This is a genomic window from Sphingopyxis sp. GW821-FHT12F08 (genome assembly GCF_058806755.1).
This window is the reverse complement of record NZ_JBXAQA010000001.1, coordinates 935,722-957,623: the sequence shown is the minus strand read 5'-3', so window position 1 is coordinate 957,623 and position 21,902 is coordinate 935,722. Positions and strand designations below refer to the sequence as shown.

The following is a 21,902-nucleotide window of genomic DNA, read 5'->3' as shown; positions in this document are numbered from 1 at the left end:
TCAATCTGGACCCTATCGGGTGCGGAAACAAGAGGCGATGGCGCGAATCTGGCGATGCGTCGCGCTTTTGGGGCGGCCCGTTTCGATGACGAAATCGGCGCGCGCGCGCTTGACGCGGTCGGGGACCTGGAGGCGGCGGATCGCGCGCAGCTTGGCGAGCGTCATCCCCGGCCGGCGCATCACGCGCCTGCGTTGCATCCAGGCGGGCGCCGAAACCACCGCGATCGCGCCGACGCGGCGCCAGCCGCCCTTTTCGAAGAGCAAAGGGATGTCGAGGACGACGACGTCGCGCGCGCGGTGCCGGGCGAGGAAAAGTTTCTGCGCCCGCCCGACCGCGGGGTGGACGATGGCTTCCAGAGCGGCGAGTTCGTGCGTGTTGCCAAGCACTTGGGCGCCCAATTTCTGCCGGTCGACGCCTTTGGGGCCGGTCGTGCCGGGAAAGCGCGCCTCGATCGCCGCGACGAGCGCGCCGCCGGGGCCCTGCAACCGGTGCACCTCGGCATCGGCGTCGAACACCGGGATCCCCTCGGCCTCGAACATCTTCGCCGCGGTCGACTTGCCCATGCCGATCGAGCCGGTGAGCCCGAGCAGGAAGGGGCGGCGGAGCCGCGAGGCGGGGCGCTTGAAATGGCTCATGCCCAGATCACGGACCAACGAGCAGCGCGCGCAATTCCTCGTCGCGCCCCTCGGGCGTCGGCTTGCCGAAGAAAAGTTCGAAGGCGAGCGCGGCCTGGCCGATCAGCATGTCGAGCCCGTCGACGGTGTCGAGCCCGCGCGACTCGGCGGCGGCGAGCAGCCCGGTCCTGAGCGGCGCATAGACGAGGTCGTAGACGATCGCGTCCGCGGGCAAAGGCGAGAGGTCGAGATCGAGGGATGGTTGGCCCTTCATGCCGAGGCTGCTGCTGTTCACCAGCAGCGCGGCGGGGGGCAGCCCGGCATCGAGCGCGACCACATCGCCCTTGAGCCCGAAGGTCGCGAGCAGGCCCATCGCCTTGAGCGGCGAGCGGTTGAGGATCGTGACATGCCCGACCTTCGCGCGCGCCAATGCGAACAGCACCGCGCGCGCAGCGCCGCCGGCGCCGACGACGATCACCGGCGCGCCGGTGAGGTCGAGCTCGGCGAGCGGGGCGTAGAAGCCCGCGGCGTCGGTGTTGGTGCCGATCAGCGCGCCGTCCTTCTGGCGCACCAGCGTGTTCATCGCGCCGATCGTGCCGCGCACGTCGCCGGGGTCGTCGACGAAATCCATCACCGCCAGCTTGTGCGGGATGGTGACGTTGCAGCCGCGCCAGTCGGGATCGGTCCGGCGCTCGGCGATATAGGCGGCGAGATCGCCCGGCTTCACATGCGCGCGCCGATAATCGCCTTCGAGGCCTAGCGCCTGCAGCCAGAAATTGTGGATCAGCGGCGATTTGCTCTGCGCGATCGGGTCGCCGATCACCTCTGCATAGGGGATGCTCATGACGCGGCCAGCCCGGTCTCGCGCAGCCAGGCGAGAAGCGGCAGCATCGGCATGCCGATGATGGTCCAAGGGTCGCCCTCGACCCGGTCGAACAATTGCACCCCCGCCCCCTCGATTTCGTAACAGCCGACGGTCCAGCGGATGCTGTCCCAATTTTGCGCGACATAGTCGGCGATGAAGGCATCCGACAAGGGGCGCATCCACAGCTTCGCCTCGCCGATCGCACGCCAGATCGGCGCGCCGCCTTGCGCGGCGACGACCGCACTGAACAGACGATGGCGCGACCCCGCCATGCGGCGGAGATGCGAGGCCGCCTCGTCGGGGTCCGCCGGTTTCGACAGCATCGATCCGTCGTCGAGCGCGAGCGTCGAGTCGGCGCCCAGCACGGTGACGCCGGGAAGCCGCGACGAGATCTTGACCGCCTTCGCCTCGGCGAGCGCGTCAGCGATGTTGCGCGCGCTCTGGCCCTCGGCGTGGAGCGCGGCGGTCAGCCCCTCCTCGTCGACATGCGCGGCGCTGGTTTCGAAGCTCAGCCCGGCGGCGCGGAGCATCGCGGCGCGGCCGCTGCTTTGCGAAGCGAGCAGCAAGGTCATGCCGCGCCGCGGTCCTCGACCAGCTTGATCACCGCGGCGGCGGTTTCCTCGATCGAGCGACGCGTCACGTCAATCACCGGCCAGCCATTGTCGGCGAACATCCGCCGCGCGAAGGCGAGCTCGGCCTTGACGCGTTCGTCGTCGACATAGGCGGTCTCGGGCGCCTGGTTGAGCGACAGCAGCCGGTTGCGGCGCACCTGGACGAGCCGGTCGAGCCCGGTGGTCAGCCCGACCACCAGCGGTTTCCGAAGATTGTAGAGCGCCTGCGGCGGCGGCGATTCGGGGACGATCGGGATGTTGGCGGTCTTGAAGCCGCGATTGGCGAGATAGATGCTCGTCGGGGTCTTCGAGGTGCGCGACACGCCGGCGAGGACGATGTCGGCCTGTTCCCAATTTTCCCAGCCGATGCCGTCGTCGTGCGCGACGGTGAACTGGATCGCCTCGACGCGCGCAAAATAAGCCGCGTCGAGCTGGTGCTGGCGCCCGGGCCGCGCCTTGGCTTCCTGTCCGAGCATCGTCGACAGCGCATCGGTGACCGCGTCGAGCGCGGCGACGAGCGGCAGGTCGCGCGCGCGCGCGCGGCGTTCGAGGCTGACGCGCAGGTCACCGTTGACGAGGGTGAAGAGGATCATGCCGGGGCTCGCCTCGACCTCGGCCATGATGCGGTCGAGATGCGATTCCGAGCGCACCATCGGCCAGAAATGGCGCACGACCTCGACATCGTCGAACTGCGCGATCGCCGCCTTGGCGATATTCTCGAGCGTTTCGCCCGTGGAATCGGATATGAGGTGCAAGTGGAGCCGGCCCATGGCGTCACCATGGCGGAAGCCCGCAGAAAAAGGCAAGCAGAGACGCGTTTTGGGTGGCTGTGGATAAGTTTCCGGACAAGCGCGGGGGTAAATCGGGACTGTGGATTCATCCCCGGCGCTGCCGATTCCGCTCCACCTCTTGTCCACAGCGCACGACTCTTATCCACAGGCTGTGAATAGCAGGGATGGCGCTATGCGACTCCGCGAGGAAGATGGCGCGGCGGCGAGTCAAGCTGTTGGCAAAGGCGGCGGTGCTGCCTAAAGCCGCCTTCTTCGCCCGCCAACAAACCACCACCATATTCTATATATTATAATGGAAGAGAAAGAGGGACCGCCGATGGTGTCACACAAGAGCTTGCTCAAGGCGCTGCTCGGGGCGCGGCAGGAGCGGCCACCGCTGTGGCTGATGCGCCAGGCGGGGCGCTACCTGCCCGAATATCGCGCGCTGAGGGAAACCAAGGGTGGCTTCCTCGAGCTCTGCTACGATCCCGAGGCCGCGGCCGAGGTGACGCTGCAGCCGATCCGGCGCTTCGGCTTCGACGGGTCGATTCTTTTCTCCGACATTCTCGTCGTTCCCCACGCGCTGGGGCAGAATCTGTGGTTCGAGGCGGGCGAGGGGCCGCGGCTCGCGCCGCCGCTGGTCGACAGCGCGCTCGCCTCGCTCGAGGCGGCGCACCAGCGGCTCGATCCCGTTTACGCGACCGTCGCACGTGTCGCCGCGGCGCTGCCCCCCGAGACGACCTTCCTCGGCTTTGCCGGCAGCCCCTGGACCGTCGCGACCTATATGGTGGCGGGGCAGGGGTCGAAGGACCAGGCCGCGGCGCGGCGTTTGGCGTTCGGCGATCCCGCGGCGTTCCAGGCGATTATCGATGCGATCGTCGACCTCAGCACCGCCTATTTGTCGGGGCAGATCGAGCAGGGCGTCGAGGCGGTGCAATTGTTCGACAGCTGGGCGGGCAGCCTCAGTCCTGCGCAGTTCGAACGCTGGGTGATCGCGCCCAATGCCGAGATCATACGCCGGCTGAAAGCGCTCCATCCCGATACGCCGGTGATCGGCTTTCCCAAGGGCGCGGGGGGCAAGCTTTCCGCTTACGCCAACGAGGTTGGCGCCGACGCGATCGGGCTCGACGAGACGGTCGATCCGGCGTGGGCCGATGCCAATTTGCCGGCGCATCTGCCGGTGCAGGGCAATCTCGACCCGCTCGCGCTCGTCGCCGGCGGCGCGGCGCTCGACAGTGCGATCGACCGCATCCTTGCGGCTTTCCCCTCGCGGCCCCATATCTTCAATCTCGGCCATGGCATCGTGCCCGACACGCCGATCGCGCATGTCGAGCAGTTGATCAAACGCGTGCGGGGATAAGCATGGAACTGGCGGGCTTTTTGGGTTCGGCGACCCTGTGGGTGAAAGCCGCCCATGTGATCTTCGTGATCTTCCTGATGGCGGGCCTGTTCATGCTGCCGCGCTTTTTCATTTATCATCATCAATGCACCGTCGGGTCGGACGAGGATGCGAAATGGATCGATCGCGAAAGGCGATTGCTCCGCATCATTCTCGATCCCTCGCTGACCATCGTCTGGATCCTCGGCCTCGCGCTCGCTTTCAACGGCGATTATTGGGGCGAGCCTTGGTTCCTCGCCAAATTCCTGCTCGTGATCGGCCTGTCGGGCTATCATGGCTGGATGGCGGGCTATGCGAAGAAGCTCGCGAAGGGGCAGCGTCCGATGAGCGAGAAACGGCTGCGGATGCTCAACGAAGTTCCCGGGGTCGCCGCGGCGATCATCGTCATCCTCGTGGTCGTCCGCCCCTTCTGACGCTTCGGCTGGGCGCAGCCGCGATTGACTTGGCCGACCGCCGGTTATAGGGGCCGGTCAACCCCGCTTCCAAGCGGGCGGCGCGTCTCCGCGTCGAGCTATCTGTAACGGTCGTCCCACGGCCGGATAGGCACCAGCCGGTGCAACGAACTTAGTCCCAATATCTCCCTGACTTCATACCCGGAATCTATCCATGCATCTCAAAGAACTCAAAACCAAGTCGCCCGCGCAACTCGTCGAAATGGCCGAGGAGCTGGGCGTCGAGGGCGCGTCGACGCTGCGCAAGCAGGACCTGATGTTCTCGATCCTGAAGGAACTCGCCGAAGAGGGCGAGGAAATCATCGGGTCGGGCACGATCGAGGTCCTGCCCGACAGCTTTGGTTTCCTGCGCTCGCCCGATGCCAATTATCTCGCCGGTCCCGACGACATCTATGTCTCGCCGAACCAGGTCCGCAAATATGGCTTGCGCACCGGCGACACCGTCGAGGGCGAGATCCGCGCGCCGCGCGATGGCGAACGTTATTTCGCGCTGACCAAGCTGATCAGCGTCAATTTCGACGATCCCGACGTCGTCCGTCACCGCGTCAATTTCGACAATCTCACGCCGCTCTATCCGAACCAGAAATTGTCGCTCGACACCGTCGACCCGACCGTCAAGGACAAGTCGGCGCGCGTGATCGACCTCGTCAGCCCGCAGGGCAAGGGCCAGCGCGCGCTGATCGTCGCGCCGCCGCGCACGGGTAAGACGGTGCTGCTGCAGAATATCGCCAAGGCGATCACCGACAATCACCCCGAGGTCTACCTCATCGTCCTCCTCGTCGACGAACGTCCCGAGGAAGTCACCGACATGCAGCGCAGCGTGAAGGGCGAGGTCGTCTCCTCGACCTTCGACGAACCCGCGACGCGCCACGTCCAGGTCGCCGAAATGGTGATCGAAAAGGCCAAGCGCCTGGTCGAGCACAAGAAGGATGTCGTGATCCTGCTCGACTCGATCACTCGCCTCGGCCGTGCCTACAACACCGTCGTTCCCTCGTCGGGCAAGGTGCTGACCGGCGGTGTCGACGCCAATGCGCTGCAGCGCCCGAAGCGCTTTTTCGGCGCCGCGCGCAACATCGAGGAAGGCGGTTCGCTGTCGATCATCGCGACCGCGCTGATCGACACCGGCAGCCGTATGGATGAAGTCATCTTCGAAGAATTCAAGGGCACCGGTAACTCGGAAATCGTCCTCGACCGCAAGGTCGCCGACAAGCGCATCTTCCCCTCGCTCGACGTCGGCAAGTCGGGCACCCGCAAGGAAGAACTGCTCGTCGAAAAGGACAAGCTGTCGAAAATGTGGGTGCTCCGCCGCATCCTCATGCAGATGGGGACCATCGACGCGATGGAGTTCCTGCTCGACAAGATCAAGGATTCGAAGACCAACGAGGATTTCTTCGACAGCATGAACCAGTAGGTTCGCTGGACAAATATCGGCGGCTATCGCATCCTCGGCTCATGTCTGATGATGCGATGGTCCCGATCGCCGACTTGCTGAGCCGCGGCGAAGCGCTGACGGTCGCCGCGATGCTCGATGCTGCGGGGATCATCGTCCATGTCGGCGGCGAATATTATGCGGGTACGACGCTCTATATCGTTGCGATCGGCGGTTTTCGCCTGACGGTTCCTGCATCCCAATATGCCGAGGCGAGCGCGATCCTGCGCGATTTCGTGGCGCAGCCCGCTGACTTCGTTGAAGATTTACGCCGGCGGACCATCAGAATATTGGCCATCGTGGGCGTGACGATCTCGGTGCCCGGCGCCTTCATCTACGCCTCTGTCGGCGGCGCCGGCTTAATGGCAGCCGCGTTTCTGGTGCCACTGGCGACGACGCCCGCGTCGCCTCAGGGGCGCGGCGATTATTATCTGACTGCCGCCCCGGTCGATTGAACGCCGCCCGCGCGTCCCCATCTAGCTCGCATGCCCGCACTCCACATGACCCGCGTCGCAGTCGGCTGTTCCGATTATTCCGCGCTCGCGTCGCGCATCGCGTCGCGCGCCGAAGGGGGCGAGGTCCGCTTTACCACGCGGTTCAAGCCCAAGCGCGCCGACGAGCTGATCGGCGGCAGGCTGCACTTCATCGTGCGCCACACGCTCGTCGGCCGCGTCGAAATCCTGCGCTTCGACGACCGCGACGACGGGCGGATCGACATCGTCTGCGCCGCGCTGCTCGAGCGGATCCATCCGCAGCCCAAGCGCGCGCACCAGGGTTGGCGCTACTTGACCGACGCCGATGCGCCGAAGGGCGTCGATGATATGAGCGGGATCGGCGAATTGCCGCCCGAACTCTATCGCGAGCTCGCCGAGCTGATGCTGATCTAGCCTGCCTGCGCGGCGAGCATTTCGGCCATTTTCTCCCAGACCTTGTTGATCGCCTTCAGCGGGCGAACCATCACCTTGAAGTCGGCGATCTTTCCGGCGCCGTTCCAGCGGATGATGTCGACGCCGTTGATCTGGATTCCGTCGAGCTCGCTCTGGAATTCAAGGCAAGCCTGGTCGCCGTCGACGATTTCGCGCAGGTAGCGGAAATTCTCGCCGCCGAGCACATGGCTGGCGGCGTGGAGATAGGCGAAGACCTTGTCGCGGCCCGCCTGCGGCGTGTGGACGACGGGCGAGTGGAACACCGCGTCCTCGGCGAGCAGGCCGCGCAAGGCCTGCGGATCGCCGCCGCCCGCCATATAGGCGTGCCAGGCGGCGAGGCCGGGATGCGCGCTCATGCCAGATGCTCGGCGAAGAAGGCGTGGGTGCGGCCGTCGGCGAGCTGCGCGCCGTCCTCGTTGCGCCGATTGCCCGTCGTCGCGGCGAAGCCATGGTCGAGCCCCGGATAGTCGTGGAGCGTGACCTTGGGATGCGGGTCGAGGCCGTCGTGGATGCGTTTCTGCGCATCATGGTCGACGAGATGGTCCTCGGCCGGGATGTGAAGCATCAGCGGGTGCGCGATCGCGTGGCTTTCACCCAGCATCTGGTCGATCATGACGCCATAATAGCCGACCGAGGCGTTCACATCGGTGCGTGCTGCCGCCATATAGGCGAGGCGGCCGCCGAGGCAGAAGCCGACGCAGCCGACCTTGCCGGCGCCCTGGCCGTGGAGCCATTTGATGGACGCTTCGATATCCTTGACCCCGTCGTCGGCGTCATATTGGCCGAAATAGCCGAAGGCCTCCTGCAATTCGACCTCGACATCGGGGTCGAGCTCGACCCCGGGGGCGAAGCGCCAGAAGATGTCGGGGGCGATCGCGAGATAGCCCTCAGCCGCCCAGTCGTCGCATTTCTGGCGGATGCCCGCGTTCACGCCGAAGATTTCGGGGATGACGATGATCGCGCGCGAGCTGTCGGCGTCGGGACGTGCGACATAGGCGGGAATCTCCGCCGCGCCGTCGAGCGCGGGGATGGTCATATTGGTCGCGGACATGCGGGGTCTCTCCTGACTCTTGCTTCTTGCCGGTGAAAGCGCGAAGCTAGCGGGCGCAGCGGCGCGGCTCAAGCGCGCGCTGAGGCTTTTTGCGGGGCGGAGACCGGCGATGAAATTCAATATCGAGATCGATTGCACCCCCGAAGAAGCGCGGCGGCTGGTCGGGCTGCCCGACCTCGAACCGCTGCACGAGATTTACCTCGGCCGCGTGAAGGAACTGATGGCGAACGGGATCACCCCCGACATGGTTCAGACGATGGTCAAGAGCTGGGTGCCGATGGGCGAAAGCGGGCTGGGGCTGATCCAGTCGCTGATGAGCCAGTTCGGCGGCGGGCTGATGAGCGGCGCGGGCAAGGCGGCCGATGCCGACGACAAGTCCGCGAAGGGGCGCAAGAGCTGAACCAAGACGCGGCGAAGGACACGATCTTCGCGCTGTCGAGCGGGATGCCGCCGGCGGCGATCGGTGTCGTGCGGGTGAGCGGGCCGGCGGCGGGCGCGGCGCTGGAAGCGCTCGCGGGGCGGCTGCCTGCGCCGCGGCGGGCGTCGCTCGCCGAGCTGAAAGACGCGGGCGGGGCACCGCTCGATCGGGCGTTGCTGCTGTGGTTTCCGGGGCCGGCGACCGCGACGGGCGAGGATCTGGCCGAACTCCACCTGCACGGCGGGCGCGCGGTGGTCGCGGCGGTCGAGGCGGCGCTGGGCGCGATGCCCGGGCTGCGGCGGGCGGAGGCGGGCGAGTTCACGCGGCGCGCTTTCCTCAACGGGCGGATCGACCTGACCGAGGCCGAGGGGCTCGCCGACCTGCTCGCGGCCGAGACCGAGAGCCAGCGCGTGCAGGCGCTGACGCTGGCGAGCGGGCATGTGTCGCGCGCGGTCGACGGCTGGCGGGACCGGCTGCTGACCTTGATGGCGGGGGCGGAGGCCGAGCTCAATTTCGCCGATGAGGATGATGTCGAAGTTGGCGAAAGTGTCGCGCAGCGTCTGCGCCACGGCATGACGGCGCTGGCGGGCGAGCTCGGCGAATGGCTGGCGCGGCCGGCGGCGGAGGTGATCGCCGAGGGGCTTTCGGTGGTGATCGCGGGGCCGCCCAATGCCGGTAAATCGACCCTTATCAATGCTTTAGCGAAAAGAGAGCTGGCGATCGTGTCGCCGGTGGCGGGGACGACGCGCGATGTGATCGAGACCGCGCTGGCGCTCGACGGGATTGCGATGCGCTTTTCGGACACCGCGGGATTGCGCGCCGAAAGTGGCGATGTGGTCGAGATGATCGGGATCGGCCGCGCGAAGGCGGCGGTCGAGGCGGCCGATATCCTGCTGTGGCTGGGGCCGCCGAAGGACGCGCCCGATCATCCGCGCGCGATCCTGGTCGCGGCGCAGGCCGACCGTTGGGAGGGCGATGCCGCCGCTGAAGCCGAGGCGGCGCGGTGCGACCTGATGCTGTCGGCGGCGACGGGGGAGGGGATGGACAAGCTCCACCGCATGATCGTCGAGATGGCGCGCACCCTGCTGCCGCGCGAAGGCGAGGCCGCGCTGCGTCGGCGCCAGCGCGACGCGCTCGCCGAAGCGAAGGCCTGGCTCGAGGTCGAGCCGGGGTCGCGCGAGGCGGGCGACCTGATCCTGCTCGCCGAACGGCTGCGGCTCGCGGGTGGCGCGCTCGACCGAATCACCGGAAGGGCGGGGGTCGAGGAAATGCTCGACGCCTTGTTCGGACGTTTCTGCATCGGGAAATGATGTTCCACGTGGAACAGCCCTTTGATGCGCGCGCGCCTCAATTTGCTCGCACAAAGCCACGAAGCCACAAAGAAGGTTCGCGGAGCAGCGATCTTTGTGGCTTCGTGGCTTTGTGCGAGATTTGATGTAGTCCTTGCGCGCCGGATGGATTCGGCGCGGGCTTTGCGCTATGCGCCGCGACAATCATGCACAGCAGCGCAATATATGATGTCATCGTCGTCGGCGGTGGGCACGCCGGAACCGAGGCCGCCGCGGCCGCGGCGCGGCTGGGCGCGCGCGTCGCGCTTGTCAGTTTCGACCCCGCGCTGATCGGGACGATGTCGTGCAACCCCGCGATCGGGGGGCTCGGCAAGGGGCATCTGATGCGCGAGGTCGACGCGCTCGACGGATGGATGGCGCGCGCGGCGGATAGCGCCGCGATCCATTACCGGATGCTCAACGCATCGAAGGGCGCGGCGGTGCAGGGGCCGCGGATCCAGGCCGACCGGAAATTATATCGTGAGGCGATCCAGGATTTGCTCGCCGCTGAAGTGGGGATCACCGTCGTCGAAGGCGAGGCGGCGGCGCTGATCCTGTCGGACGATGGCGCGCGCGTCGCAGGGCTCGAACTGGGCGACGGGACGAAGCTGACGGCCGACGCTGTTGTTCTCGCCACCGGCACTTTCCTCGGCGGACGGCTGTTCCGCGGCGAGGAGCGGATGGAGGGCGGGCGTATCGGCGAGGCCGGGGCGCACCGGCTCGCCGAACAGTTGCGCGGCGCAAACCTTCCCATGGCGCGGCTCAAGACGGGCACGCCGCCGCGGCTCGACGGTCGGACGATCGACTGGGCGCGGCTCGCCGAGCAGCCGTCGGACAGCGCCGAGGGGGCAAGCTGGACCTGTTCCACGTGGAACAATGCGCGGACGGTGCCGCAGATTTTCTGCGCGATCACGCGCACCAACGCCGAAAGCCACGCAATCATCGCCGCCAATCTCGAGCGCTCGCCGCTGTTTACCGGGGCGATCGGCGCGGCGGGACCGCGCTATTGCCCGTCGATCGAGGACAAGATCCACCGCTTCGCCGACCGCGACGGGCATCAGGTGTTTCTCGAACCCGAGGGGCTCGATTCGGTGCTCGTCTATCCGAACGGGATTTCGACCTCGCTGCCGACCGATGTGCAGCTCGCCATGCTGCGGACGATGGAGGGGCTCGGGGCCGTCGAGATGACCGTTCCCGGCTATGCGGTCGAATATGACCATATCGACCCGCGCGCGCTCGACCGGACCTTGCAGGTGCGCGCGGTCGGCGGGCTGTGGTGCGCGGGGCAGATCAACGGCACCACCGGTTATGAGGAGGCAGCGGCGCAGGGGCTGGTCGCGGGGGCCAATGCGGCGCTCGCGGTGCAGGGGCGTGCACCTTTGATCCTCGATCGCTCTGAATCCTATATCGGCGTGATGGTCGACGACCTGGTGCTGCAGGGGGTGACCGAGCCGTACCGCATGCTCACCGCGCGCGCCGAATATCGGCTGCGGCTGCGTGCCGACAATGCGGCGACGCGGCTGACGCCGAAGGGTATCGCGCTGGGGCTGGTGCGGCCGGCGACCGCGGCGCTGTTCGATGCGCGGATGGTCGCGCGCGCGCGGGCTGGGGCCTTGCTCGAAGCGCCCGTGACGACCGCCGATTATGCGGCGATCGGGCTCGCGCTGCCGGGTGACGGCGCGGCGCGGCGGCGGATCGACCTGTTGCGCTTTCCCGAGGTGACGATGGTCAAGCTGGCGTTGCTCGCGCCCGAGCTGGCCCTGATCGACGACACGATCCTCGCCGAGCTGGCCGAGGATGCGCATTATGCGCCCTATATCGCGCGGCAGGAGACCGAGTTGCGGTCGCTGGCGGCGAATGAAGCAATCCTGCTCGACCCGGCGCTCGATTATGCCGCGATCGGCGGGCTGTCGCGCGAGATGGTCGAACGGCTGACCAAGGCGCGGCCCGAGACCCTAGGGCAGGCGGGACGGATCGACGGGGTGACCCCGGCGGCGCTGACCGCGATCCTGGTGCATAGCAGGCGGCGGGCGGCCTAGGCGGGAACGGGGCGGTGAGCAATAAGAAGACCCGGATCATGTATATCGAGGACAAGTCGGCCGGGCTGAACGGTCTGGCCCGGATCGGGCGCGTGACTTTGTCGAAATCGGGGCAGTCGATCCACTATGCGGGGCGCCTTTTCCAGCGATTGGGCGGCGACGGGTTCAAAGCGAATTATTACGACGCCGAGACCGGCGATCATTATTGGATTTCGGGTCCCCGGAAAGATGGCCATGATCGGCTCTATCCGTCGAGTTCGATGCCGGTGGAAATCGACGCGGACGTCCATGACGAATATTGGAATGAGCTTCAGGGCGCTTCGCGTCGATAATTATACGTGGGGACGCCATCCTTCCGATGCGGGCGGGTGGCGGTGGCGATCGGCCCGTCACTTCCAGCCTTCGTCTGAGGTTTCTCAAATCTCACATAAAGACACAAAGAGGGCGGGCTCGGCCCGCAAGAGCCACTTGTGGATGATCGTTTTGCCTGATCCAGTAGCGGGGCCCCGGATCAAGTCCGGAGTGACGAGAGAGGTGCTACCTGATTATCCAGCGCGTGGCCCGCCGCCCTCTTTGTGTCTTTGTGTGAGAATTCCTACCTTGATGGCCGGCGCCTTCTTTCTTCGCGCCTTTGCGCCTTTGCGTGAGGCTTTCAAAATTTCGCGCAAAGGCGCAAAGGCACGAAGAAGGACAAAGCCCGCTTCGCGGGAAGGTGAAAGAACGACGTGGCGGACGCCGATATATTGGACGATGAAGCGGCTGCGCGTGGCTGGCTGGAAGAGGCGTTTGCGCCGACGGGCGAACAACGGGTGCGGCTCGAGCGGTTTGCCGCGATGCTCATCGCCGAGAATGACCGACAGAATCTGATTGCGGCGTCGACGATCCCCACACTTTGGGTGCGGCATATCGCCGACAGCGCGCAATTGCTTGCGCTCGATACGGACGGCGAGGGGCTTTGGGTCGATCTGGGGAGCGGGCCGGGGTTGCCGGGGCTGGTCGTCGCGATCCTGTCCGAGCGGCCGATGTTGCTCGTCGAATCGCGGAAGCGGCGGTGCGCGTTTCTGCGCGAAGTCGCGGGCGAGCTGGGGCTGGGCCATGTCGAGGTGGCCGAGGCGCCGCTTGAGCGTGTCGAAACGCGGGCGGCGGGGACGATCAGCGCGCGGGCCTTTGCGCCGCTCGACCGGCTGATCGACTTATCCGCGCGTTTTTCCACCGAATCGACGCGCTGGCTGCTGCCAAAAGGGCGAAACGCGGTTAAGGAACTGGCGTCGCTGCCACAGGTCTGGCAGAGAATGTTCCACGTGGAACAGAGCCGCACCGATGGCGAAAGCCACATCCTGGTCGGTCAGGGGCGCATCGCGCCGAAAAAGCGAGGAAAAGCATGATCCGCATCGCCGTGGCGAACCAGAAAGGCGGGGTCGGCAAGACGACGACCGCGATCAACCTGGCGACCGCGCTCGCGGCCACGGGCTGGCGGACGCTGATCATCGACCTCGATCCGCAGGGCAATGCCTCGACCGGGCTCGGCATCAAGCAGGCGCAGCGCGAGCTTTCGAGCTACGAGCTGCTGCGCGGCGACGCGACGGTGGCCGAATGCGCGATCCCGACCGCGGTGCCGCGGCTCGACATCGTACCCGCGACGGTCGACCTGTCGGGCGCCGAGATCGAGCTCATCGAATTTCAGGACCGGCTGCAGCGGCTGCAACAGGCGCTCTCGGGCGCCGAGGCGGGGCAGTGGGACATCTGCCTGATCGACTGCCCGCCGTCGCTGGGCATGCTGACCCTGAACGCGCTGATCGCCGCCGAATCGCTGATCGTGCCGCTGCAGTGCGAATTTTTCGCGCTCGAGGGGCTGAGCCAATTGCTCACCACGGTCGAGCGCGTGCGCGAGCGGTTCAACCAGAAATTGACGATCCTGGGGGTCGCGCTCACCATGTTCGACCGGCGCAACCGGCTGACCGACCAGGTGTCGGACGATGTCCGCGAAGTGCTGGGGCCGGTAGTGTTCGAAACGGTAATCCCGCGCAACGTCCGCCTGTCCGAGGCGCCGAGCCACGGGCTGCCGGCGCTGATCTACGACCATCGCTGCCCGGGTTCGATGGCCTATATCGCGTTGGCGCGCGAGCTGATCGATCGGCTCCCGAACGTGCGTAAGGCGGCATAAATGGCTGATAATGAAAAGGAAATCGGTACGACGCCGGCGCGCAAGCGGCCTTCGGGGCTGGGGCGCGGGCTGAACGCGCTGTTCGGCGACGTCGCGGTCGAGGCGCCGGTGCTGGCGACCCCCGGCAGCGCGGCGAAGGCGGCGGCGCCCGCATCGGGCGAGGCGGTGCAGCATGTGGCGGTCGGATCGATCCGCCCGCTGCCCGGCCAGCCGCGGCGCCATTTCGACGCGGATGCGATCGCCGAGCTCGCCGATTCGATCGCCGCGCGGGGCCTGCTCCAGCCGATCATCGTGCGCGCGGCGCCCGACGGGCAGGGTTACCAGCTCGTCGCGGGCGAGCGGCGCTGGCGCGCAGCGCAGCGCGCCGGGCTGCACGCGATCCCCGCGCTGGTGCGCGAACTCGACGACGCGGCGACCTACGAGATCGCGCTGGTCGAGAATATCCAGCGGCAGGATCTGAACGCGATCGAAGAGGCGGGGGCGTACCGCAAGCTGATCGACGATTTCGGGCATGGCCAGGAGGCGCTCGCCAAGCTCGTCGGCAAGTCGCGCAGCCATGTCGCGAATTTGATGCGGCTGCTCGACCTGCCCGAGAGCGTGCAGGCGCTGGTCGGCGACGGGTCGCTGGCGATGGGGCATGCGCGCGCGCTGATCGGCGCCGACGATGCCGAGACGATCGCGCGCAAGGTGGTCAAGGAAGGCCTGTCGGTGCGCACGGTCGAGGCGCTGGTGCGCGCGGGCAAGGGCGGCGGACGCAAGGCGCCGATCGAGTATAAGAGCATCGACGGTGGGCGCGACCCCGACATCGTCGCGGTCGAGCGGCATTTGTCCGAGCTGCTCGGGATCGGCGTCGCGATCCAATATGCCGGCGGGGGCAAGGGCGCGCTGACGCTCAAATTCGCCTCGCTCGATCAGCTCGACATGATCTGCCAGCGGCTGAGCGGCGAATCGATCTGATCGCGGCCGAAGGCATGAAGTGATTCGCGCAGAGGCGCGGAGGGCGCAGAGGAAACCGGGCGGCTTCGCCGCTCTCGGCGTTCTCTGCACTTCTGCGCGAATCCGGTCCGGCAGTTCGGGTCGAATCGGCCTTTCTGTCCGACTTAATTTGTGCCGAACCGGGCCGTTATAGGAAAAAGACGGTCCCTGCTGTCACTCTGGAACGGCGCCAAAGCGCTGATTTCGGCTGCTTTCCACGGGAAATGCGGGCCAATCGCTAATGCGGTATTAACCATGGTTGTTGGGCAAAGGCTGAACGGGTCGTTCGTAGAAGGGCGGCAGCGAATGGGGTGGGATTTCCATTTGCCTTTTGACTGTTCAAGGGACCAAATCATATGCGCACCATTGGAATGAAGCGCGCCCTGCTGGGCGCCGCGATTGCTGCCCTCGCCATGAACGCCCCGGCGGCGCATGCGGCGTCGGCCACGGGTACGGCGAAGGCGAAGATCCTGCGCCAGATCACGCTCACCAACACCAGCGACCTGCAATATGCGACGGTGATCAGCGGCGCGACCGCCTCGACCGTCGCGGTGTCGACCGCCGGCGCGGCGACCTGCGGCGCGGGCCTGACCTGCACCGGCACGACGACCGCCGCCAATTTCGACATCCAGGGCACGAATAATGCCGTGGTGCTCGTCGGCGGCGATTCGAGCGTCACGCTCAACGGTTCGCTCGGCGGCACCATGTCGTCGACGCTGACCTATTCGGCGACGTCGGTCACGCTGACCAACGGGCCGGGCACCGTGGGCGGCAGCTTCCAGGTCGGCGGCACGCTGAGCGTCGGCGCCAACCAGGCGTCGGGCGACTATTCGGGGACGTTCAACGTCACCGCCAATTACCAGTAAATTTCTATAGGGTGGGGGGGTACGGCGGGCGTTCGCGTCCGTCGGCCGAAAAAAGGGTCGTCGGGGCACCAGCCCCCGGCGGCCCTTTTTTTTGCGTTCTGGTTTGACGCAGCGAGCTTTGCTGGAAACCGACAGGTCGGGATTTTCGTTTCGCGCAAAGACGCAAAGACATGAAGATGTCGCGTCTGCCGCGAAGCGGCTTATTCCTTGCTGCGCGGCGTCGGACGCGGCGATGACGAGATGGCGGCCTTGCGGCCGCAAGCCACCCTTTTCGTGTCTTTGCGTCTTTGCGCGACATAGTCTCGCCGACATCTTCGGCATAACGCCCCGTCTCGGCCGGAGCGCTGCCGCGCCTATGGTTAGCGAAATATCAACCATGTTGGCGCAACAGGGTGGGGACTGCCGGGCGGTGTGGGCCGACCGGTTTCCTAAATGGTGGGGACCATTTCATGTTGCGATATTTGAAGGGCTTCGGCCTGTTTTCGGCGGCCGTGCTCGGCGCGGCTGCCGTTCCCGCGAGCGCGGCGGGCGACCTGCTCGTCGCGCCGACGCGGATCCTGCTCGACGGGTCACGCGGGACCGAGGTGGTGCTGAACAATATCGGGAGCGCGCCCGCGACCTATCGCATCAGCCTGGAGATCAAGCGCATGACCGCGCTCGGCGGCCTCGACGAGATCGAGGAAGCCGACGCCAATGACGCGGAAAAGGCCGCGCTCGCGATGATCAGCTTCAACCCGCGCCGCGTCGTCCTGCCGCCGAACCAGCCGCAGGTGATCCGCGTCGGGGTGCGCGTGCCCGAAGGCACGCCGGCGGGCGAATATCGCGCGCATATGCTGTTCCGCGCGGTACCCGATGCGGCGCCCGCGGCCGACCCGGCGAAACCGGCGAGCAGCGGCGTATCGATCGCGCTCACCCCGATCTATGGCATCACCATCCCGGTGATCGTGCGCGTCGGCGAGTTGGGCGCAAGCGCCGAGATCGGCGAGGCGCGCGTCGAGGAAACGGTCGACGGCCCCGCCTTTGCCTTCGACCTGGCGCGGACGGGCAATCGTTCGGTCTATGGCGATATTGAGGTGACGCGGCCGGGAACCCCCGAGCCGCTGCTGCTCGCACGCGGCATCGCGGTCTATCCTGAGGTTGGGCAGCGCAAGGTGTCGCTGCGCGTGCCGCCCGAACTCGCCGCCAAGCTCAAGGGTCCGGTCAAGATCCGCTACAGCGAGGATCGCGAGATCGGCGGCGGGACGATCGACGAGGCCGACCGGGTGGTGAAATGAGGTAGCGGTAAGGCAACCCCAAGGGCGTCGCGATGCTTCGCGCGCTTCTGACCCGATTTTTCCCGGTCCTGGTGGCCGGGCTGGCGCTGGCCGGGCTCGTCCCGACCGGCGCTCATGCTGCTGAAAAAGCGGAGCTTTCCGACGGGTGGAAACCCAATGAGGATGACAGCTGGCTGTTCGACGTCCGGTCGGGGCAGTACCGCCTCGGCGACGGGGCGCGCGGCTACCAGACGCCGTCGGGGGTGTGCGTCGACCTCGCCGATGTCGTGCTCGCGCTCGACCTGCCGGTGCGTGTCGACAAGAAGTTGCGCCGCGCAACCGGCTGGGTGTTCGACGAGCGCCGCAGCCTGGTGATCGACCGCGACGCGGGCGAGGTACAGAGCGGCAGCCGCAGCTTCCCGATCGGCGCCACTGCGATCCGCGACACCGCGGCGGGCTGGTGCGTCGATGTGAAGCAGCTGTCGGCCTGGCTCGACCTGCCGCTCGTCCCCGACCTGTCGAACGCGGTGCTGCGCATCGATTCGAAGGAGAAATTGCCCTTCCAGCTCGCCGCCGAGCGGCGCGCGCGCGCGGCGGGGATCAAGCCCGTAGCGCAATTCGACCTCGCCAGCCTGCCGCAGGCGACCCGCCCGTATCAGATGTGGGCGACGCCCTCGGTCGACGTCGTCGCCTCGCTCGGCGCGGTGTCGGACAAGCGCGGCGGCGACTATGTCCAGGGACGCTACGAGGTCTTCGCGGCGGGCGAGGTGCTGAAGCACAGCTTCGACGCGCGGCTGTCGTCGGATAACGAAGGCGTGCCCGACAGTTTGCGGATGCGGCTCTACCGCACCGATCCGCAGGGCAATCTGCTCGGCCCGCTGAAAGCGACCCACTATGCGGTGGGCGATGTCAGCCTGCTCTCGACCGGCCTCGTCGCGCAATCGGCGCCGGGGCGCGGCGCGGTGCTCACCAATCGCCCGGTCGAGCGCCCCGACAGTTTCGACAAGACGAGCTTTCGCGGCGATCTTCCCGCGGGCTGGGACGCCGAACTCTATCGCAACGGGCAATTGCTCGCCTTCACCAGCCCCGATTCGTCGGGGCGCTACGAATTTCTCGACGTGCCGCTGCAATATGGCTCGAACCGCTTCGAGATCGTACTCTACGGCCCGCAGGGGCAGATACGGCGCGAGATCAAGCAGTTGCAGGTAGGGATCGATTCGATCCCGCCGCAGCAGACCTGGTATTGGGCGGGCTTCGCGCAGGAAAATGCCGACCTGATCGAATTCGGCAACCACCGGCGTGGGCCGTTCCGGCGCGGCTGGCGCGGGACGCTGGGGATCGAGCGCGGGCTCGACCCGCGCACGTCGGTCGCGGCCTATGCGCATAGCCTGGTGATCGAGAATGTCCGGCGCAACTATGGCGAGCTCGCGCTGCGGCGCTCGATCGGGCCGACTCTGCTCGAGGTGGCCGGTAGTTACGCCGACGATGGCGGCGGCGCGGTGCGCGCGGGGTGGCTCGCGGCGTTCGGCGAGACTTATGTCCGCGCCGAGGCGATGCGCGGCTGGGGCGGTTTCACTTCCGATCGTTTCGTGGGCAATATCAACGGGCTGTACCAACTCTCGCTCGACCAGTCGGTCAAGCTGGGGCGCACGATATTGCCGCTGCATTTCGACCTGCGCCACGTCGACCGGACCTCGGGCATCCAGAGCCTCGAGGCCTCGGCGCGCGCCTCAGCGAGCTTTCGCGCGCTGACCTTCACCGGCCAGCTCGACTGGACAAGAACCAAGGTGCCGATCGGCCCCGATCCGCCCGACAACGTCACCGCGACCCTGCTGGCCAATGCGCGCATCGGGCGCGTGCGTCTCCGCGGCGAGGCGCGCTTTGCGTTGTCGGGCGCCAACGCCGATTCGCGCGCGACGGTGATCGCCGAATGGGCGGGCCAGCACGACGCCGAATGGCGCGCCGAACTGGGCTATGACAACGGGCTCGATCGCGGACGCGCCGGTATCGGATATACGCGCCGTTTCAAGGCGTTGCAGCTGACGGGTTTCGGCGAGGTGGCGACCGACGGGTCGGTCGCGGCGTCGCTGTCGCTCGCCTTCAGCTTCGGGCCGAAGCCGCGGACGAGCGCGGGGACGGGTGGCGGCTGGCGGCTGTCGAGCGAGAAGCTCGGCGGGCGCGGGCAGGTGAGCGCCGAAGTGTGGATGGACGACAATGGCGACGGCATCCGCCAGCGGGGCGAGGCGCCGCTGCCCGACGTGCCGCTGACCGCGGGCAACGCGTTCATCGAGGCGGCGACCGACAAGGCGGGCGCGGCGGTGGTCGACGGGCTCGAACCCTTTCGCCCGGTGATGATCGGGGTCGATGCGGGCAGCCTGCCCGATCCCTATGTCCAGCCCGCGCTTCCCGGCATCGTCGTCACCCCGCGCCCCGGCGTTGCGACGCGCGTGATGATCCCGATGACCGCGGCGGGCGAGATCGAGGGCGTCGCGATGCGCGACGGCGGCAACGCGATCGAGGGGCTGGGGCTCGAACTGGTCGACGCCGAGGGCCGCGTGCGCGCGACGACGCTGAGCGAGTTCGACGGATATTTCCTTTTCGAAAGTGTGGCTTATGGGCGCTATACGGTGCGCCCGGCAAAGGCGTCGGCGCTGCTGCTGCGGCTCGACGGGGCGTTTGCAGTGAGCGCCGCACCGGGCAAGGCGACCCCGCGCGTGCGGCTGGGCACGCTGGCGCTGAAGCCGGTGGCGCGGGCGCTGGCCGAGGGCGGTCAAGGCGCGACGGGCGAGGGCAATGACGCGCGGGGGCCGCCGGGCGGCGCAGACGGGGTGGGGCTATAACCGGTCCATCCGCAGCCAGCTTTCCTTCCCCAGCCAGGCCTTGTCCAGCGCGCGGCGCGCGGCGGTGGCTTCGAGCTTCTTGCCCTGCGCGGCTTCGCTGCGGCTGAGGCCGTAGAGCGCCCAGCCGTTGTTGGGCGCCTGCGCCAGCGCGGCGCGGAAGGCGTCGCTCGCTTCGGCGTGGCGGCCGGCCTGGAACAGCGCGGCGCCGAGCGACTGGCGCACCGGATAATACCAGTAGGTCGGCTCCTGATAGGGGAGCGCCGCCTCGACCTCGATCGCCTGGCGGTAATAGGTAATGGCCTCCTCATAGCGGCGCTGGCGAGCGGCGAAGCGGCCGCGCGCGACGAGCTGCGCGAGCTTGACGAGGTCGGGGCCGGGGACGCCCTGCGCGACCATGTCGGCGAAGGCGTCGGAGGTCCGCAGCGCTTCCATAGCGGCGAGTTCGCGGTCGAAACCGGCGCGGTCGCCGCGCTGCGCCTGCGCAACCGCGCGCGCATAATGGCGCATCGCGGTGGGGTAGGGCAGGCGCGCGTCGGGGGCGGGCATCGTGAGGATCGCCTTGGGCTCGGCGAATTGCGCCATCGCGAAATAGGGCGCGGCGTCGATCGACTGGATCCACGCGATGCGCGCCGAGGTCGCGGGATCGAGCACCGCGCCGAGCCGTTTCGCCTCGCGCACCGCGGTCTTCATGTCGCCCGCCATCTGCGCCGAGGTGACGATGAAATGGATATTGTGCGGATAATAGCCGTAGCGCACGAGCCCCTGGTCGCCGGCGCCGAGGATATAGGCCTCGTCGGCGCGCGCCGCGGCGATGTTGACGCGGATCGAATCGGCGTGGCGCCCGCGCAGCTGGTAGATATGGCCGGGCATATGGACGAGATGCGCGGCGCTGGGCGCGCGCGGGTCGGACAGGCGGTCGGCGGCGGCCTCGGCGCGCGCCGGGTCGACCGATTCCATCAGATGGATATAGAGATGGTTCGCCTGGACATGTCCGGGGTTGCGCGCGAGCACCGTCTCGACGAGGCGCACCGCTTCGCCGCTACGCCCGACCGGGGTCTTTTTGTCGCCCTGCCAATAATTCCACGGGCTGGTGTTCATCGCCGCCTCGGCCGCGAGCACGGCGACATCGTCGTCGGCGGGGAAGCGGCGCGCGACATCCAGCATCGCGTCGGCATAGGCGGCATCGAGCGCGGCGCGGTCGGCCGCCGGGTCGCGCGAATAGCGCCGCGCCACCGCCTCGATCAGCGCGCGCTCGATCGGGGTCGCGGTATCGCGCAGCGCCATCGCGCGGTCCATCGCGGCGAGGGCGGCGCCGCGGTCGCGGTCGTCCATCGGCGCGTTGATATTGGGGCCGAGCGCGACCGCCTCGCCCCACCAGCAGGACGCGCAGCCGGGCTCGAGGCGCTGCGCCTCGCGGAACGAGCGCACCGCGCCCGCGTGGTTGAAGCCATAGGTCAGGAGCAGCCCCTGGCTGAAATAGGCGCGTGCGCGGGGCTCGCGCGCCGAGACGGGGAAAGGCGAAGTGGCGAGGTCGGGATAGAGCGGGATGGTACCGCCTGCGCTCGCCGGGGCGGCATAAGCGCTGGCAATCAGCAACCCGCTCGCGAGGCTGGCGCCCGCGCCGCGCTCGCCGCAAAAGGCCTTTGCGAGGCGCGTAGGGTCGAGCGCGTCGAGCGCGGCGGCGGAAAAGCCTGGCTCGGCCGGCAGGCTGGCGAGGGTGAAACCCATGCAGGCGATCGCGGCGGCCTTCACAGTCTGATGCATCGCAAACCCTCCCCAAGGCGCGGACCAACCGGATCAGGCTATCATAGAAGGCGCACGGCCCCAAGCGCGGCCAATCCGCGAAAACCGGATGCCGTTAACCTTTCTTTATCCATATTTGCCCACAGCGGAGGCCGAGC

General features: G+C 67.4%; 22 protein-coding genes. 15 read left to right on the top strand and 7 right to left on the bottom strand.

The window, feature by feature from the left end:
* Positions 1–12: 12 nt before the first annotated feature.
* From coaE to AC1RNQ_RS04620, 4 genes are read right to left on the bottom strand one after another with little or no spacing between them, the layout of a single operon-like run.
* Positions 13–636: a dephospho-CoA kinase gene (coaE, locus tag AC1RNQ_RS04635; protein WP_493169305.1), complete on the bottom strand. Its 624-nt coding sequence runs from the start codon at positions 634–636 to the stop codon at positions 13–15.
* A 7-nt stretch (positions 637–643) separates the two neighbouring features.
* A complete protein-coding gene (gene aroE, locus AC1RNQ_RS04630; RefSeq protein ID WP_493169304.1) occupies positions 644–1,459 on the bottom strand; it encodes a shikimate dehydrogenase in 816 nt (271 codons plus the stop codon).
* Complete coding sequence (locus AC1RNQ_RS04625; protein ID WP_493169302.1) at positions 1,456–2,052, bottom strand: Maf family protein; 597 nt, start codon at positions 2,050–2,052, stop codon at positions 1,456–1,458. Before AC1RNQ_RS04625 ends, aroE begins: the two co-directional genes overlap by 4 nt.
* A complete protein-coding gene (locus AC1RNQ_RS04620; RefSeq protein ID WP_493169300.1) occupies positions 2,049–2,861 on the bottom strand; it encodes a pyruvate, water dikinase regulatory protein in 813 nt (270 codons plus the stop codon). Before AC1RNQ_RS04620 ends, AC1RNQ_RS04625 begins: the two co-directional genes overlap by 4 nt.
* A gap of 337 nt (positions 2,862–3,198) precedes the next feature.
* Between AC1RNQ_RS04620 and hemE the strand changes: the two genes are divergently transcribed.
* The 5 genes from hemE (at position 3,199) to AC1RNQ_RS04595 (ending at position 7,028) form a co-directional block, all read left to right on the top strand.
* Positions 3,199–4,221: a uroporphyrinogen decarboxylase gene (gene hemE / locus AC1RNQ_RS04615; RefSeq protein ID WP_493169298.1), complete on the top strand. Its 1,023-nt coding sequence runs from the start codon at positions 3,199–3,201 to the stop codon at positions 4,219–4,221.
* Between the two features lie 2 nt (positions 4,222–4,223).
* Positions 4,224–4,673 carry a CopD family protein gene (locus tag AC1RNQ_RS04610; protein ID WP_493169297.1) on the top strand — a complete coding sequence of 150 codons (450 nt, stop codon included), beginning with the start codon at positions 4,224–4,226 and terminating at the stop codon, positions 4,671–4,673.
* Positions 4,674–4,866: 193 nt separating this feature from the next.
* Positions 4,867–6,123, top strand: coding sequence for a transcription termination factor Rho (gene rho, locus AC1RNQ_RS04605; RefSeq protein WP_493169296.1), 1,257 nt, complete (start codon positions 4,867–4,869; stop codon positions 6,121–6,123).
* A 41-nt stretch (positions 6,124–6,164) separates the two neighbouring features.
* Positions 6,165–6,596, top strand: a complete 432-nt coding sequence (locus tag AC1RNQ_RS04600) for a hypothetical protein (protein ID WP_493169295.1) — start codon at positions 6,165–6,167, stop codon at positions 6,594–6,596.
* A 30-nt stretch (positions 6,597–6,626) separates the two neighbouring features.
* Positions 6,627–7,028 carry a DUF1489 family protein gene (locus AC1RNQ_RS04595; protein WP_493169293.1) on the top strand — a complete coding sequence of 134 codons (402 nt, stop codon included), beginning with the start codon at positions 6,627–6,629 and terminating at the stop codon, positions 7,026–7,028.
* Here the strand turns inward: AC1RNQ_RS04595 and AC1RNQ_RS04590 are convergent.
* Positions 7,025–7,423 (bottom strand): nuclear transport factor 2 family protein, encoded by a 399-nt coding sequence (locus tag AC1RNQ_RS04590; RefSeq protein ID WP_493169291.1) that lies wholly within the window; start codon positions 7,421–7,423, stop codon positions 7,025–7,027. The two genes, AC1RNQ_RS04595 and AC1RNQ_RS04590, sit on opposite strands and share 4 nt — an antisense overlap.
* Positions 7,420–8,118 (bottom strand): dienelactone hydrolase family protein, encoded by a 699-nt coding sequence (locus AC1RNQ_RS04585; RefSeq protein ID WP_493169290.1) that lies wholly within the window; start codon positions 8,116–8,118, stop codon positions 7,420–7,422. The genes AC1RNQ_RS04590 and AC1RNQ_RS04585 overlap by 4 nt, the downstream gene beginning before the upstream one ends.
* A 109-nt stretch (positions 8,119–8,227) precedes the next feature.
* On the opposite strand from AC1RNQ_RS04585, the gene AC1RNQ_RS04580 reads away from it, so the two are divergent.
* From AC1RNQ_RS04580 to AC1RNQ_RS04535, 10 genes are all read left to right on the top strand, one after another.
* The gene (locus tag AC1RNQ_RS04580) at positions 8,228–8,518 is read left to right on the top strand and encodes a DUF6489 family protein (RefSeq protein ID WP_493169288.1); all 291 of its coding nucleotides are present in this window, start codon (positions 8,228–8,230) and stop codon (positions 8,516–8,518) included.
* 23 nt (positions 8,519–8,541) lie between these two features.
* A complete protein-coding gene (gene mnmE / locus AC1RNQ_RS04575; RefSeq protein WP_493169401.1) occupies positions 8,542–9,846 on the top strand; it encodes a tRNA uridine-5-carboxymethylaminomethyl(34) synthesis GTPase MnmE in 1,305 nt (434 codons plus the stop codon).
* 185 nt (positions 9,847–10,031) lie between these two features.
* On the top strand, positions 10,032–11,903 hold the full coding sequence (gene mnmG / locus AC1RNQ_RS04570) for a tRNA uridine-5-carboxymethylaminomethyl(34) synthesis enzyme MnmG (protein ID WP_493169286.1): 1,872 nt from the start codon (positions 10,032–10,034) through the stop codon (positions 11,901–11,903).
* 14 nt (positions 11,904–11,917) lie between these two features.
* The gene (locus AC1RNQ_RS04565) at positions 11,918–12,235 is read left to right on the top strand and encodes a 1-deoxy-D-xylulose-5-phosphate synthase (RefSeq protein WP_493169284.1); all 318 of its coding nucleotides are present in this window, start codon (positions 11,918–11,920) and stop codon (positions 12,233–12,235) included.
* A 393-nt stretch (positions 12,236–12,628) separates the two neighbouring features.
* Positions 12,629–13,288 (top strand): 16S rRNA (guanine(527)-N(7))-methyltransferase RsmG, encoded by a 660-nt coding sequence (gene rsmG / locus AC1RNQ_RS04560; RefSeq protein ID WP_493169282.1) that lies wholly within the window; start codon positions 12,629–12,631, stop codon positions 13,286–13,288.
* Positions 13,285–14,067, top strand: coding sequence for a ParA family protein (locus AC1RNQ_RS04555; protein WP_493169280.1), 783 nt, complete (start codon positions 13,285–13,287; stop codon positions 14,065–14,067). The genes rsmG and AC1RNQ_RS04555 overlap by 4 nt, the downstream gene beginning before the upstream one ends.
* A complete protein-coding gene (locus AC1RNQ_RS04550) occupies positions 14,068–15,024 on the top strand; it encodes a ParB/RepB/Spo0J family partition protein (RefSeq protein WP_493169278.1) in 957 nt (318 codons plus the stop codon).
* A 374-nt stretch (positions 15,025–15,398) separates the two neighbouring features.
* Complete coding sequence (locus AC1RNQ_RS04545) at positions 15,399–15,908, top strand: DUF4402 domain-containing protein (protein ID WP_493169277.1); 510 nt, start codon at positions 15,399–15,401, stop codon at positions 15,906–15,908.
* Between the two features lie 449 nt (positions 15,909–16,357).
* Positions 16,358–17,182, top strand: coding sequence for a fimbrial biogenesis chaperone (locus AC1RNQ_RS04540; RefSeq protein WP_493169275.1), 825 nt, complete (start codon positions 16,358–16,360; stop codon positions 17,180–17,182).
* Positions 17,183–17,214: 32 nt separating this feature from the next.
* A complete protein-coding gene (locus AC1RNQ_RS04535; protein WP_493169273.1) occupies positions 17,215–20,001 on the top strand; it encodes an MSCRAMM family protein in 2,787 nt (928 codons plus the stop codon).
* Here AC1RNQ_RS04535 and AC1RNQ_RS04530 read toward each other — a convergent pair.
* Complete coding sequence (locus AC1RNQ_RS04530; RefSeq protein WP_493169271.1) at positions 19,996–21,765, bottom strand: hypothetical protein; 1,770 nt, start codon at positions 21,763–21,765, stop codon at positions 19,996–19,998. The two genes, AC1RNQ_RS04535 and AC1RNQ_RS04530, sit on opposite strands and share 6 nt — an antisense overlap.
* Positions 21,766–21,902 lie beyond the last annotated feature (137 nt).

Excerpts from the sequence above, each read along its gene's own strand:
- coaE (WP_493169305.1), bottom strand. The coding sequence starts at position 636 with ATGAGCCATTTCAAGCGCCCCGCCTCGCGGCTCCGCCGCCCCTTCCTG.
- aroE (WP_493169304.1), bottom strand. The coding sequence starts at position 1,459 with ATGAGCATCCCCTATGCAGAGGTGATCGGCGACCCGATCGCGCAGAGC.
- AC1RNQ_RS04625 (WP_493169302.1), bottom strand. The coding sequence starts at position 2,052 with ATGACCTTGCTGCTCGCTTCGCAAAGCAGCGGCCGCGCCGCGATGCTC.
- AC1RNQ_RS04620 (WP_493169300.1), bottom strand. The coding sequence starts at position 2,861 with ATGGGCCGGCTCCACTTGCACCTCATATCCGATTCCACGGGCGAAACG.
- hemE (WP_493169298.1), top strand. The coding sequence starts at position 3,199 with ATGGTGTCACACAAGAGCTTGCTCAAGGCGCTGCTCGGGGCGCGGCAG.
- AC1RNQ_RS04610 (WP_493169297.1), top strand. The coding sequence starts at position 4,224 with ATGGAACTGGCGGGCTTTTTGGGTTCGGCGACCCTGTGGGTGAAAGCC.
- rho (WP_493169296.1), top strand. The coding sequence starts at position 4,867 with ATGCATCTCAAAGAACTCAAAACCAAGTCGCCCGCGCAACTCGTCGAA.
- AC1RNQ_RS04600 (WP_493169295.1), top strand. The coding sequence starts at position 6,165 with ATGTCTGATGATGCGATGGTCCCGATCGCCGACTTGCTGAGCCGCGGC.
- AC1RNQ_RS04595 (WP_493169293.1), top strand. The coding sequence starts at position 6,627 with ATGCCCGCACTCCACATGACCCGCGTCGCAGTCGGCTGTTCCGATTAT.
- AC1RNQ_RS04590 (WP_493169291.1), bottom strand. The coding sequence starts at position 7,423 with ATGAGCGCGCATCCCGGCCTCGCCGCCTGGCACGCCTATATGGCGGGC.
- AC1RNQ_RS04585 (WP_493169290.1), bottom strand. The coding sequence starts at position 8,118 with ATGTCCGCGACCAATATGACCATCCCCGCGCTCGACGGCGCGGCGGAG.
- AC1RNQ_RS04580 (WP_493169288.1), top strand. The coding sequence starts at position 8,228 with ATGAAATTCAATATCGAGATCGATTGCACCCCCGAAGAAGCGCGGCGG.
- mnmG (WP_493169286.1), top strand. The coding sequence starts at position 10,032 with ATGCACAGCAGCGCAATATATGATGTCATCGTCGTCGGCGGTGGGCAC.
- AC1RNQ_RS04555 (WP_493169280.1), top strand. The coding sequence starts at position 13,285 with ATGATCCGCATCGCCGTGGCGAACCAGAAAGGCGGGGTCGGCAAGACG.
- AC1RNQ_RS04550 (WP_493169278.1), top strand. The coding sequence starts at position 14,068 with ATGGCTGATAATGAAAAGGAAATCGGTACGACGCCGGCGCGCAAGCGG.
- AC1RNQ_RS04545 (WP_493169277.1), top strand. The coding sequence starts at position 15,399 with ATGCGCACCATTGGAATGAAGCGCGCCCTGCTGGGCGCCGCGATTGCT.
- AC1RNQ_RS04540 (WP_493169275.1), top strand. The coding sequence starts at position 16,358 with ATGTTGCGATATTTGAAGGGCTTCGGCCTGTTTTCGGCGGCCGTGCTC.
- AC1RNQ_RS04535 (WP_493169273.1), top strand. The coding sequence starts at position 17,215 with ATGCTTCGCGCGCTTCTGACCCGATTTTTCCCGGTCCTGGTGGCCGGG.
- AC1RNQ_RS04530 (WP_493169271.1), bottom strand. The coding sequence starts at position 21,765 with ATGCATCAGACTGTGAAGGCCGCCGCGATCGCCTGCATGGGTTTCACC.